At 41.3% G+C, this 14595-nt stretch carries 8 protein-coding genes; 2 read left to right on the top strand and 6 right to left on the bottom strand.

The features are described 5' to 3' along the window. Window positions 1-311: 311 nt before the first annotated feature. On the bottom strand, window positions 312-2435 hold the full coding sequence (locus MHI37_RS05810) for a glycoside hydrolase family 3 N-terminal domain-containing protein (RefSeq protein ID WP_076336582.1): 2124 nt from the start codon (window positions 2433-2435) through the stop codon (window positions 312-314). Window positions 2436-2581: 146 nt separating this feature from the next. Here MHI37_RS05810 and MHI37_RS05805 point away from each other — a divergent pair, with 146 nt between their 5' ends. Both MHI37_RS05805 and MHI37_RS05800 read left to right on the top strand, forming a co-directional pair. After that, window positions 2582-3493 carry an AraC family transcriptional regulator gene (locus tag MHI37_RS05805; protein ID WP_076336581.1) on the top strand — a complete coding sequence of 304 codons (912 nt, stop codon included), beginning with the start codon at window positions 2582-2584 and terminating at the stop codon, window positions 3491-3493. Between the two features lie 176 nt (window positions 3494-3669). After that, window positions 3670-5262 carry a glucose PTS transporter subunit IIA gene (locus MHI37_RS05800; RefSeq protein ID WP_076336580.1) on the top strand — a complete coding sequence of 531 codons (1593 nt, stop codon included), beginning with the start codon at window positions 3670-3672 and terminating at the stop codon, window positions 5260-5262. 54 nt (window positions 5263-5316) lie between these two features. Here the strand turns inward: MHI37_RS05800 and MHI37_RS05795 are convergent, their stop codons facing one another. The 5 genes from MHI37_RS05795 to MHI37_RS05775 form a co-directional block, all read right to left on the bottom strand. Continuing rightward, window positions 5317-10497 carry a DUF4838 domain-containing protein gene (locus MHI37_RS05795; RefSeq protein ID WP_076336579.1) on the bottom strand — a complete coding sequence of 1727 codons (5181 nt, stop codon included), beginning with the start codon at window positions 10495-10497 and terminating at the stop codon, window positions 5317-5319. Between the two features lie 45 nt (window positions 10498-10542). Beyond that, the gene (locus MHI37_RS05790; protein ID WP_076336578.1) at window positions 10543-10917 is read right to left on the bottom strand and encodes a Rid family hydrolase; all 375 of its coding nucleotides are present in this window, start codon (window positions 10915-10917) and stop codon (window positions 10543-10545) included. A gap of 39 nt (window positions 10918-10956) precedes the next feature. Next, window positions 10957-11796 (bottom strand): carbohydrate ABC transporter permease, encoded by an 840-nt coding sequence (locus tag MHI37_RS05785; protein WP_256710496.1) that lies wholly within the window; start codon window positions 11794-11796, stop codon window positions 10957-10959. A gap of 33 nt (window positions 11797-11829) precedes the next feature. Next, a complete protein-coding gene (locus tag MHI37_RS05780; RefSeq protein WP_076336577.1) occupies window positions 11830-12786 on the bottom strand; it encodes a sugar ABC transporter permease in 957 nt (318 codons plus the stop codon). 87 nt (window positions 12787-12873) lie between these two features. Then, complete coding sequence (locus MHI37_RS05775; RefSeq protein WP_076336576.1) at window positions 12874-14340, bottom strand: extracellular solute-binding protein; 1467 nt, start codon at window positions 14338-14340, stop codon at window positions 12874-12876. Window positions 14341-14595: the final 255 nt, after the last annotated feature.

The raw sequence follows: 14595 nt of genomic DNA, 5'->3' as shown, positions 1-14595 counted from the left end.
ACCTCCTCTCATTACTCTATTCGCTTTTTAATCCATATGAACCTCTAAATCATTCACCATAAAATCTATATAATGCGCTGCGCGAGTAGATCATTCCTACGATCGCTGTTGCAGCCAGATTCTTTGATTTCCTAAGACATTTAAAGGTAAGAATCCGGCTGCAAAGGCGAACACTTCGTTTCTCCAGAACGATCTTCTCGCTTCGCTTACACTTCATTTTTCAAGCATACAACCACAAAAAAGCCCCTTTAGGTTGACTTCCTAAAGGGGGAACGCTACAACTTATTAGAAGTAACTGATCTTATTTATTCTTAATAAGTTAATCCATTACTTAGTTTGTAGATATTTCCATCGCTATCCTGATAGGCATATTGCAATCCTTCAGGCATATATTTGTCCTTGTCATAACCCGGCACATCATTTCTCGATACACAATCCCCATTCTCATCAACGGCAATAACAGCTTCGCTCGCTGGCAGCGTCAATGGCAAAACACCTACTGGCTGGCTATTGCCCGCCATAACCTCAAACTGTGCCTTATAGAAGGTATCGTATCCAGCGATCAATGCATCTGCCAATGGCTCTACATTCCCAACAATCCACGGCAAAGTGACATTTACACTTATCATTACTTTTCCACCGCGACTATGAATGCTTTCCGCAACTTCCCTCAGATGATCCATTCCAATCAAGGTAGTTTCTTCATACGTCGAACCATCCAAAGCGGTTACCGTTTTATTCTCGCATAGTTCAAGCTCTAAAAGTCCCGGTGTCGCAGAGAAATAATCTCCGGATTGTGGATTTAAAAATAAAATAGCTGCGTCTGCTTCTTCATAGTTATCGGTTAACGTAAATTGTCCAAGTTCGTTACATTCTTTTCTTGCCTTTTCGGTGTAAGATGCTGCCCGTTCTGCTACCTTATGAAAAACTTCTACATAAACCTTCTTGCCAGCCATTTTCTCAGCTGTTAACGGCAATGTATCCTTTTGATTTTTAAGCACGGTTACTGATTTTTTGTGCGCTTGATAAGCAGCTTCCCAATTTGCGGGATTACTAACGGTTGTTGCAGCTAATTCTGTTGAGACATACGTGCGATCATCGAACAAACCTAAAGCAAACATTTCTGTAAGAAGCCGTACATTCGCTTGATCGATGCGTTTTTCACTTATCCATCCATTCTGAATAGCAGCTTTTAGATTTTCAATGTCATTGGTATCAGCAACCATGTCTGTGCCGGCATTGATTGCTTTAGCGAAACGTTCAGCCTCGCTTAGCTCTTCAACGCCCCAGCTCATTTTGCTAGTGATACCGCTATCGCTATTTACATAGCCTTTGAACCCTAGTTTTTCTCTAAGGATATGATTTAGGAAATAATGATTAAAGGTAAAACCAACCTCTTCGTAAGGTATATCTTCACCCTCGAATTGTTGAACCACACTCTTCTTGATGCTAGGCATAGAATAATACGGCATAATGGAAGAGGTTCCATGGTCTACCGCTGCCTGGAATGGTGGTAAGTGGTAATTCTCCAAGCTTCCTGGAGTTGGATATAGATTCCACTTTCCTTCTTTATAATGAGGATCAAAACCATTTTCCCTTGCTCCTCCACCAGGGAAATGCTTCGTTGTCATCGCAATACTGTGTTTTCCGATACTCTCCCCTTGGAAACCGTCAATAATACGACCGATCGCATCCGAAATGAATGCTGGATCTTCCCCAAACGTACCATACGTCCGCTGCCATCTAGGATCTGTTGCGGTATCAGCCATATACATATAGCCTTTCCTTATCCCCGTAGCATCCCACTCATCATGTGCGATTTGAGCGAATTGGCTAATAAGCGATGCATCGCCGCCATTTTTAATATCACCCTTAGCTGCTGCTGCAAGGCCTAAAGTTCCTGGCCAAGTGGAAAAAATTCCAGCTGCATCATTCATGCCAAAGATAAATTCTGTATTTTCATTTCTTGAATTTGATGCGATTAAACAGGGGATACCAAGACGAGTTCCCTCACAAACTTCATTCATTGCATTAACCCACTCTGCCATTTGGGCTGGGCTCCAGTTGTCTCTCAAGATGAAGTGCCGTAAATTCATATTTTCGATTGTATGTGTTGTTCCCATTACTTTCGTAATCGCAAAAATACTTTCGCCTTTTTCAACAATGCCTTCATCCAGTACGCCATTGTGACTCGTCTGACTTTTATCTTTTTGAGAAAGCCCCATCCCGCGTGTATTAATAAGCAGCATGCCGACCTTTTCATCTATATTCATCAATGAAACCAAATTCTCCGCACGTTCCTGCGGGCTCAAACGCCAATCTTCATAAGGGTCCAGCTTCCCATCATTATTCAAATCTTTGAATTTTAATCCATCAACTTCAATGATATTTTTGGATCTCACTTCTAAATCAGGTTGTTTAAGGTTGGAATCCATTATTAACGCCTCCTGAGCTTAGTCTTCCGCTAAATCCTCGAAATAAATCTGTAATACTGTTATAATAGCAACAAAAAATCAAAAAAAACTGACGCATATTGCTAAAAATATTGTAATTGTTGCTGTTTGAGAGGGAGAAGACCTTTATGAAGCAATCTATTCTTATTCCAGTCCTAAGTACTGGTTTTGAAATGAATTACTTTGGCAGAAATAACCCGTCCCATGATTGGCTTATGGAAAATAACGAATCATCCGAACATTTTTCCCAAGTCGAAAATTTATTCCGATTACACAGGCACGATGTTATGGAGATTCTTGTATTTTTAGATGGGGAGTGTGAATTTTTTTGTGAAGGACATACGTATTCCCTTCGAAGAGGAGATGTTGTTGTCATCCCTCCTTATGCCGTTCATCAAGCTGTTGTTAAAAATTTTGACAACTATGAGCGAATCATTATTAGCATTAGTGAGCATTTAATGGATGACTTTATTTCCAGCTCGCCTGCATTGAAAGAAAATATGGTTTATCAAAAGACGCAGGGCTCTTATGTAATGCATCTGCATTCAAAAAACTTTCAAGTTATCCTTGCTTCACTTCAAGATATCCTTCAGAAAAAAACGATTAGCGAGAAGACTTATCCCTTTTCGATTAATTATTTATTATTTCAAGTGCTTCAAGACATACTTGATCCAGCAAGCAGTATGCCAAACCTCAGCAACAAAAATGAGCTAGACCAAAGGTTTCTAGCTATACTCGAATACATTGAATCAAATTTGACTGATCCTGATTTAAGTTTAGCCAATGTATCTAATTATTTTCATTTAAATAAGTACTACTTTTCTCATTATTTCAAAAAAAATATGAGCCTGCCTTTTTATCGTTATGTATCATTGAAACGTCTATCCTACGCGGCAACTATGATTAAACAAAATCAGATATCCATAGAGGAAATTGCCTTGAAATGCGGTTTTTCTGATTACTCCAGCTTTTATAGACTGTTCAAAAAGGAATACAGCCTCTCTCCAAAAAAATCACAAAAAGAATTCAAAAATTTATAATAAGCACGCCGACATACTTTTTAAGATTCTAAAATTGAAAACGTTTACTTATTGTTCTCACCAAATATTTGTTTGTAATACTGATTAAAATAAGATAAATTTATAAAGTTATTTTATTTCAATTAGATTTTTCGTTTTGTATTTTGGGGAAACCTAAGTTAAAAGGAGCTCACAACATGAATGATCAGCAGGTAGCTAAGAATGAGGAAATAAAAGAGTCAGTGATGAACAAAATTCTAGGCGTAATCGGAGGAAGCTTTGCTCCTATCTTAGGTGTACTAGCAGGGTCAGGATTGTTGTCGGCCTTATTAGCTGTATTAACGATGCTAGGATGGATGTCTACGGAAAGTGGCACCTATGCCATTTTATCTGCCGCTGGACATGCCGTATTTTATTTTCTTCCTATTTTTCTTGGTATTACTCTATCGATCAAGCTCGGTGCGAATGCCTATGTAGGCGGTACCATTGGTGCTTCACTTTTGGAACCTCATTTCACGAAATTAATGGCAGAAGGAACAGAACAGATCAATTTTGCAGGGATTCCAGTTGTATTAATGAGCTATTCTTCTACCGTTTTCCCAATTCTCATTGCCGTTTCTATTTATGCACTATTAGATAAATTGTTAAAAAAAGTTATTTACAAAGACATTCAAATGTTTATCAATCCATTGATTTCGTTAGTGTTGATTGTGCCGTTAACCGTGCTTGTTTTCGGTCCGATTGGTGTGTATGCCGGAGAAGGCATCGGAATGGGGATCGAGTTTTTAAGCTCAAAAAGCGGATTTTTGACGGGAGCCGTGCTCGGAGCTGCTTGGACCTTCCTTACTCTTCTGGGTCTTCATTGGGCAGTTATCCCCATTGCTATTGCAAATCTTGCTTTTGGACCTGATCCCATTATCGGGATGGCAGCAGCAGCACCATTTGCTCAAATTGGAATGGCGCTTGGCGTTCTATTAAAAACGAAAGATAAGGACTTAAAAACTCTCGCTAGCTCAGGAATTATACCTGGCGCTTTGGCAGGTACAACAGAAATCATCAATTATGGGATCCTGTTGCGTTATAGAAAAACGATGATTTATGTAGCAGTGGCTGGAGCTGTGGGGGGAGCCATTAATGGGGCGCTTGGCGTGAAAATGTCTGTTTTTTCTCTCCCAAGTTTTTTGTCAATCCCTGCGTTTACACCGATAGCCTATTATTTAATTGGTACGATGACTGCTTTAGTGTTAGGACTCATCCTCACGTATGTACTTGGATATGAAAATAAAAATAAAACCCCATTAATGGGAAACTATGAGTCAAATTTAATTAGTGTGATAAAAGAAACAATTACCAGCCCGCTAAGCGGAGAAATAATTCCGTTAAGCCAATTCAGCGATTCACTTTTCGCATCAGAAACAGTTGGTAAGGGCGTAACTATTGAGCCCGAAAAAGGTGAAGTGTTCTCACCGGTAGATGGCGTTGTAACAACCTTGTTTCCAACAAAACACGCTATTGGAGTCACCTCAGAGGGGGGCGCAGAAATATTAATTTTCATCGGCATTGACACGATAAAATTAAACGGCGAATATTTTACAGCGCTTGTCAATCAGGGGGATAAAGTACGACAAGGGGATTTGCTTCTTATGTTTGATATGGAAGAAATTAAAGCAGCTGGATATCCATTAACAACACCTGTTGTCATTACGAATTCAAACCAATACCTTGATGTTAAAATTTTAAAAAGCGGTACAATTAAAGTAAAAGAAGAGCTGCTCACCGTAATTGTGTAGCCTATGAAAAATCCGGCAGCTCTTAAGAGCTGCCGGATTTTTTATTGTTCGTAATTAATTCATTTTTGTTAATGTAATATTATCAATATAAACGGACTCTCCAGCTGCAAAATTCTTTGGTTCGATACCCACTAATAAGTGCTTGACTGCCTGACCGTCAAGTTCTGACGGTATTACACCTGTCCACTCCAATAGGTTCCATTGCCCTGGCTGTACGTTCACAGGCTGATCGGTGGTCGGAATTGCGTCCAAGTGTTGATGAGCTGCATTCCTAAAGTTCATAAACAGCTTAACTGTTCCGTTCGTCGCTTGATTCTCCGGTACATAATAGTACGCGCTCAGCTTATACGTATTCACACTCGATTCCGGAGCAGCTACAATCTGACTTAACGCGCCCGCTGTCACACCTGACATTTTCAAGCTGTAATCCGCAGTAAGAGCCTGCTCGTTGCTTCTACCCATCGTTCCCGTTGGAACATTGTCTATCCAATACGACCATGGAAGCGCATCTTCAACACCTGCATTCCCCTGTTCAAACGAGATATTCTCGTTCATGGCGACCGTTTCGGACGGCTCAGGCACAAGTCTCAATTCAACATCATCAATATAAACGGACTCCCCAGCTGCAAAATTCTTTGGTTCGATACCCAATAATAAATGTTTAACTGCCTGACCGTCAATGACTGACGGAATCACACCTGTCCACTCCAATAGATTCCATTGCCCTGGCTGTACGTTCACGGCCTGAGCGGTGGTTGGAATTGCGCCCAAGTGTTGATGAGCTTCATTCCTAAAGTTCATAAACAGCTTAACGGTTCCGTTCGTCGCTTGATTCTCCGGTACATAATAGTACGCACTTAGCCTATACGTATTCGTACTTGATTCCGGAGCAGCTACAATCTGACTTAACGCCCCCACGGTCACTCCTGACATTTTCAAACTATTATTCGATGTACGCACATTCTCGTTGCTTCTAGCCATCGAACCCGATGGATTGTCTATCCAGTACGACCATGGCAGTGCATCTTGAATACCTGTATTTCCATATTCAAACGAGGTATTCGCGTTCAAGGCCGCCGGTTCCGGTGGTATAGGAACAAGATTCAATTCAACGTCATCAATATAAACGGACTCTCCGGCTGCAAAATTCTTTGGTTCGATACCCAATAATAAGTGTTTGACTGCCTGACCGTCTATCTCTGACGGTATCACCCCTGTCCACTCCAATAGGTTCCATTGCCCGGGCTGTACATTCACAGCCTGAGCCGTGGTCGGAATTGCGTCCAAATGTTGATGAGCTTCATTCCTAAAGTTCATAAACAGCTTAACTGTTCCGTTCGTCGCTTGATTCTCCGGTACATAATAGTACGCACTTAGCTTATACGTATTCGTACTCGGTTCCGGAGCAGCGACAATCTGACTTAACGCGCCCACGGTCACACCTGACATTTTCAAGCTGTAATCAGATGTCCGTGCCTGCTCGTTGCTTCTAGCCATCGTGCCCATTGCATTGTCTATCCAATATGACCATGGAAGCGCGTCTTCAATTCCTGTATTCCCATATTCAAAAGAGCTGTTATGATTAATAATAGAGCTTTCTTCCTCTTCCTCATCAGGATCTGGAACATACGCATCGCTTAATCTAAGCAGTCTGAAATCATCTACATAGATTAGCTCATTGTTGGCAAAATCAAAGATGTTAGTACCGAACTGAACCTTCTTAACCGGTACTCCGCCAATTTTACTCGGAATTTCTCCTACCCATTCGATTAGCGCCCACTCTCCAGCCGTAGTTCTCGCAAGCTTGTTTGTCGTTATCGCATTCCCGAGATGCGTTCCATTGGCATCCCAGAAATTAATGAATAAAGAAATATTACCGTTGCTTGTGGATCCTTCCGGCACATAATAATAAGCGCTTAGCGAATGATAACCAGGATCGACCTCAATTCCATCCATGACTGGGCCGCCAATTTTCAGACCGACAGCTTCGATACTGTAATCCCCCGTATGTGCTTGAATATCAGTCTGATGGACATTGTCTTCATCCTGTCCATAGTCGACCCAATACCACCATGGCGGCGTATCGTCGATATCATTTTCTATCCCGATTTCGAAAGATGTATTTTCATTCAAAGCTTGTTGATTAGTTGCTTCAGCGATAATAAACTTCATATAATTTCGGACAAGTTCAGATTCCACCGTTGCGATAATACTTTCAATATGACTCTTAACCTCGCCATTATCGCTTTCATCTTTGATCCAACGAATAAGCATGTTTACTTCCTCGCTTCTCACGCCGGACCACGCTGCACCGTAATTGCGAGGATCCAACGGCTGCTGAAGCACCTCATGCGTCTTGAAGCTAGCATTAAGCTGAAGCCTGTATTCCGCTTTGCTCATTTTAATTTGCATCTCATCCAGCAATGTGATTGCTTCACCGGAAGTAGTAAATGCTGCAACCGGTTCATCGGACGGATAGCTAAGTGCAGAAGCCTCATAATATTCAAATGCTTTCATAAGAATATCCGCGCGAGCTTTCTGTTTCTGCGTTACAGCCTTCTCGACGACACTTTCCATCAGATCTCTGCTTAGTGCCATATCCTGTTCGGTCACATATTTCAAATAAGAAGAGTCGTAGAAATTCATGAAGTTCCTTCTCGGATTGGAATTTAACCAGTTCTCAAACCAAGTCGTCTCGAGAATTCTAACTTCCCAGAAGTTCTCCCAAATTTCAAAGTATTGTCTTAAATACGGTGCTGCTTCCGCTCCAACCGTCCCGACATACCACTCATCTAGAAGATCATCCACATCCGCGCTTGCATTCCATTGTAATTTGGAAGCCAGCCATGGCTTAGGTCCTTCTCCGAAGTTCGGATAGAGCTCCGTGAATTGAGCTACTACTCCAAGTTGTTCAGCATACTTATAGTTTTCGGACATCTGATGGAAGTAAGGTCTAGGCAGTGAATAGGGCGTTCCATATAAGTATTCATAAAATGCAACTCCAGGAGCCGCTGCTTTCCAACTTTCCGTGAAGGTCTTATTCGCTTGCTCTAAGGAAGGATCAATCCAAGAGAGTCGCTCATCTGTAATATAGACGATCACGTTTGGATTCAGGACAACATTCGTAGGCGGATCATAAACCTCATGATACGCGATGACGCCTAGATACTTATCGGGATGTACTTCTAGTACTTTCTCTGCTACTTCATTCACCCAGTTGAAATAGATATCGGACATATCCTGATACCCGATGGAATTAATTTTGTCCGGATACGACGGGTGATTAGGATTCTGCTCGCAGAAACCACCATTATCATTAACTGCAAGGGAATGTGAGGTCGCATCTGGGTTTTGATTGAAGTAATCGATTAGAATATTACCTACAAATTCAATTGTGGCTGGATTCGAGTAGCATATTTGCCAGCCTCCATCTGAGTTAATCAAGCCATTCCCTGTCGGATAGAAATCAGGATGCTGTGTCTGATATTTAGAAGCAGGCATGATTTGAAAGAAAATATGATCATGCTGTACTCGTGTATGCATTCGGTTATACCTTGTCCAAGCTTTCCGGTAAGGTGTATTCTCAATATTAGAATCGTATGCTCTAGAAATGAAAGAAGGCTCTTGGACAACGCTTCCTTCGGCAACGGAAAGATTCACACGAAGCGGAACATCCTCGCCATCCGGTCCAGGCATCAGCCAACGAACGCCTACGTAGCGCTCCAGAAATTCGTATACGCCGAATTCAGTACCCCAATCCGTCGGACCGATAATCGTAATCACGTTAGCATTTTTCTCCGACTTGATGATGAACCCATCGTCGTCGAGGCTAACTAGCTCAGACGAAATAGCATCGCCATCAGCGGAATCTCCAATAAACCCGACATAAATGAGAGTACTTCCCGTTAATTCAGCTTCCGCCTCAGCCGCTGCTTCCGACATCAAAGGGAGTGTGGCTCCCGTCGATTTCTGCACGTATTCGATCAATTTACTTGTTGCATTCGCAACTTGTCCTGTTACGTCGCCTGCAGTCACAACGATTGCTTTAGCAGTACCATTAACGACTGGAGTTAAATCATTAACAGGAGTCGCTGTTGGTTCTTCTGTTGGTGTTGGTGTCGCTGTTGGTGTCACCGAATTGCCGCCACTCCCTGTTGTTGAAGGTTTCAGCAAGTTTAATGGATTCTTCTCGAATATTGATTTGATCGCACGGTCGCTTAACGTTGCCACTTCGATTATGCCTTGCCCAAGCACATGGATAACAGCATAAGTGGTTAAAGAAACGATTCTCGTATCTGACCCTAACGTTAATTCAAGGAAAGTAGTACTTTCTTGAACAAACAAGGATTGAATCGTACCCGACTTAATACTCACCTTGCCACCGCCGCTAACGGACACACTGCCATTAACATTGACGTTATCCAGAACAGTGTCGCCATCATTAATTTCTGCGGCTAGCGTCAAATCGCCATCGATCGTTACATTCCGCAAGGTAACACCAGCAACTTTAATCAATACGTTTTTATAAATGGTTCCTACTCGATCAGCGAAATCGTATACGCCAGGTTTCTTAATGATATAACTGTATGAGCTTTCCCAAAATCCACGATCTAGTGTGACTACTGCTTCCGCTCGGGTAAGCGGTGCGAGCGGGTTAAAGCTTCCGTTCGGATAACCATTCATAACCTCTAGCTTTGCAAGCTGAATGATTGCCGCCTTGCTCCACTTCGGAATGGATGGCGAGTCGGTGAAGCTCTCCTCCTCATCACCTGTGTCTTCAGTCGACAGTTTCATCACACTTGCGATGATTACGGCTGCTTCCTGCCTCGTAATGATATGATTTACACGGATCGTTCCATCCGCATATCCTTGTATATATCCAGCTTTCACGGCCTTCGACACGTCTGTGTATGCCCAGCTGTCTGCTGCCAAATCTGTGAAAGCAATCTCACTTTCCTCTTCCAGTCCGAAAGCACGATTAACGAATGAGATAAACTCACCACGTGTTACTTTGCGATCCGGCTTAAATGATCCATCAGAATAGCCATTCAGCAGTCCTTCTTGCACCCAATGCTCCATCGTATTCTGCGACCAGTGTCCTGAAATATCAGAAGAGCTCTGCGCACTGGCTGTCGGCGAGCCTTTGCCCCCGAATAATGGAATTCCCGAAAAAATTAAAACAAACGCTAGTGTAATCACCATCATTTTACTGATAAACGGTCTGCGATTAATCACAATATCCCTCCGCAATTATCATTTTTTTCGGAAATACCTATTAAATTATTTTCTTTTTACCGCAATCCCATCTATTTCTACAAGCAAATCGAAATTAAGATCGCAATAGATTGCCGTCCTGCTTGGATATGGCGCCTGAAAATAACGTCCAAATACTTCATTAAATTCGTTATAGAGACTACGATCCTTCAAGTACACATTCACCTTTACCAGGTCGTTCAAGTCCAAATCCGCAGCAAGAAGCACGGCACGCATATTCTCTAAGGTTTGAATGGTCTGACTTTCAATATCAGTACCCACGATTTGACCTGTGATCGGATCCAAGCCTCCTTGACCAGATACAAATACTAGTGATTCTGTCTCTATTCCTGAGGAAAACGGGCGGTCATGCTTTGATTTCGTAATAATTTCACTTTTCATGCGGTACTCCTTTTGATTTCTCTATATTTGTCACTCCACTTAACCCTTAACCGATCCTAATGTTGCACCTTCCATAACCTTACGTTGAAAAAGGATAAAGATAATAGTTGGCGGAATCATCGCAATAATAACACCCGCGAATAATGTGACCCAATCCGAGCTGTACTGCATCCTCTGGTTGGCAAAGTACATACTCACACCAATGGTATATTTTTCCTCGGAGCCTAAATAAATAAAGGGTGCCAGAAAGTTGTTGTATAAGCCGATAAATTTAAATATTGCTATCGTTACAACTCCTGGTATAGATAATGGAAATATTATTTTACGAAAAACCTGAAATAGTGAAGCGCCATCCATGAAGGCACCTTCTTCAAGCTCTTTGGGCAAGGACTGCATAAATCCACCCATCAGCATGAGGAAAAACACACTTTCACCTAGAGTATCTAGAATAATAAGTCCTGTTAAGCTATCAGTTAGATGTAAACTCCGCATAAGTATATACTGAGGCACAAGAGCATTGATGCCCGGCAGAAACAGTGATATCAAAATCGTCGACCAAATAAATTTTCTTCCCTTAAATTCAACTCTTGTTAAAGCATAAGCACTGAGTACCGTCAAAAACGTTCCTACTACTAGGCTAGTTCCTACATAATAGAGAGTATTTAGGATGACTTGATTGAATTTCATAGCTACCCATGCATGTGAGTAATTCTGCCAATTTAATTTTTCTGGAAATGACCAAATGTCCTGAAAAAATTCTTGATTCGTTTTCAAAGATTCATAGAAAATCCAAAAAAGCGGTAAAACAATAGAAAGAGACCAAATAACTAAAATAATTCTCCAAAATATGTTTGCAATGGTCATTGTCTTTATGCCCATATTCTCCCCACCCGCCTGTTAACTGCTTGATGTCTAATACTCAACGTCTGAATCCGGAATAAATTTGTCGATTAGTACCTTTCCTAATACAAGTAGAACAAACAAAAACAATCCAATAGCCGAAGCATATCCATAATTTCGTGAAGTCTCGCTAAAAGCCTGATTGAACATATATAATCCGATGACCTCTGTAGACCCAGCTGGCCCCCCGTTAGTCATAATCAACATCATTTCAAACCCTTTAAAGCTTCCTAAAAACAAAAAGAGGAAACTAACTTTGATGATCGGGCTAATTAACGGCATCGTAATGGAAAAAAGCCTAGTAAGATGGCTGGCACCCTCAAGAATGGCCGCCTCATACATCGTTTTAGGAATCCCTTTCATTGCATTAATGAATATAACAATGTAAAAACCGACAGCGCCCCATATCGTAGGTGGTAAGAGCAGCCAAAGGGCCGTTTTCGGGTCAGAGAGCCAATAATAGCTGTTGTTATCATAACCAAAAACCTTTAATACCCCGTTAATTAGTCCATTGCTTCCATCATAAATATAGATCCATAGTAATGTGATCACTACGGCTGATAACACATTGGGAAAGAAAAAAATGATTTTGTACATTGGCGTTTCACGAAAGCCTTTATTAATAAGTATATAGGAGAGCCCCAACGAGATAATGATAATTGATGGTGGTATGGTGATCATCAGCAGCAGATTATGATACAGAGCCCGCCAGAAAAAATGATCGTTAAACATCGTAATAAAATTATCTATGCCTACAAACTTCGGTTCTGATAAACCATTCCATTTCAAAAACGAATAATAAACCGATAGGATGTTTGGGTAAAGCGTAAACAATAAATACCCAATGTAAGATGGTGCTATAGCAAGTAATAAAAACAACCATTTCTGTCTTTTCAGACTCTTCATCCCGCCATTGCTCGATACGACTACTTGTGAATGCTCTCCTGCAATTGCCTCTTTATTTGTCATGAGTCCACCTTCCCTGCTAAAAAGCTAATGGGAGGGATGTCCCTCCCATCTGCTTAAAGACCGATCCTAAAGCTTACATTAGCATCACTACTTTTGCGCATTAATCGCTTCTTCGAACATTTTATCTGCTTTTTCAAGAATCGGAAGCGGATCCTGCTTGCCAAGCGCAATATCATTCACAGCCTCTGAGAATATTTTTTTAGCGTTTACTGCAGCTGGGTCATCAACTTTATTAAGTATTCTCATGGATTCGAATCGTGTGTTATTATTCGCAATATAGTCAAGCACTGCTCTTGGCGCGTCTTGTACTCTAGCCATACGCGCTTCATCCTCTGTGAAGTCCTTACGAACCGGGAATATCCCCGCATTTTCCGCATTAAACGTTTGGACTTCAAGCGTTGTTAGAGAAAGCAAGAACTCTTTGGCCCACGATTTAGTCAACTCTGGCTTGTTTGCCCAAATCAACATACCGCCTGAACCTGCATCATTAGCAATCCATTTGGTTTGTTTAGGATCATTACCGAAAGGCATCGTCATAAAGCCCCATTTGAATCCATCCGGTATGGCTTCTTTCATTTCGTTCTGAATCCAATCCCCAGTTGGTACAAGTGCTGCCTTATGCTGAAGCATCAGCATCTGAGATTGAGTATGATTGATTGCTGCTATTCCAGATGAAAAGTAACCTGCTTTACCTAATTCGGAAATCTTCTGCCACATCTCTACATTTTCAGGAGCTGCATATTTAGGTAGTTTATCATTACGATAATTGTCAATAAAAGTATCAAGCGTTCCGTTATTCTCTGCAATTTCAAACGGCTTCGTACCTAATCCAAAAGAGAACAGATAATCGGGATACACACCTGCGTAAGTAATTGGTGCTATACCTGTTGCTTTAATATCAGCTAGAAGACTTACAAATTCATCCCATGTTTGCGGATTCTTGTTCCAACCATTCTTCTCAAACAAAACTTGATCAAAGAACAATCCTGATGTGTAACCGCCTACTGGAATATTGTAGGTTTTGCCTTCATACCTTGCATGGTTGTCATAAACCCCGTCTGCCAAGATATCCTTTAATTTCTGCCCTGGCGCATCACTAGGTTCACGCTCCCATAAATCATCTAGAACTTCTACTTTTCCAAGCTTCATGATCTCTAATAGAGTAGCGTTTCCGGGAAAGATGTCGAACATATCATCGTCGCTATTGGCTGCAATTTTGGTATTGATCATCTCACCAATTTTCGGAGATGCTGTCGCCTTAAAGCTTACATTGGGGTATTTATCTGTGAAAATTTTAATCGCGTTGTCAACCCAAGCTCTTCCGTAACCATTCTCATCCATTGCAATTTTAATTTCGACTTTCTCATCCTTGGATAATCCATTCTCAGGATACACATTCTCTTCAGCCGGTGTTTCCTTGCCTCCTCCATTATCCGGAGTCGCTGGTGCAGCATTTCCATTATTGCTATTGCCGCATCCCGTTGCTATCATAGCAACCACCAAAACAATCAACATCAACATAGAATACCTTTTATTCCCATCCAATCTAAACATTCAAGATCCCCCCTGTGCCTCTTCAGTTTATAATCACGTTCTTGACGATAGAGTTTAATAACTTGTCCTCTTTCGCTACGCTCATTGTAAATTATGGCAAGTTATACTGTCAACATTTTTTTATGTATATAAATATTATTCACAAGCATGAATTATTGTTTTTTGTATAAAGAGGATTTTAGCGGAATTCGAGGATTTTTTGGGGGGTTAAACGGAGGTCACCTATACTTAAATAGGCCGCTCCTTCCATCAAGG

The organism is Paenibacillus sp. FSL H8-0548 (genome assembly GCF_038630985.1).
GTDB lineage: Bacteria > Bacillota > Bacilli > Paenibacillales > Paenibacillaceae > Pristimantibacillus.
Note: the sequence above shows the minus strand (reverse complement) of the source record. Positions and strands in the feature narration are given on the sequence as shown.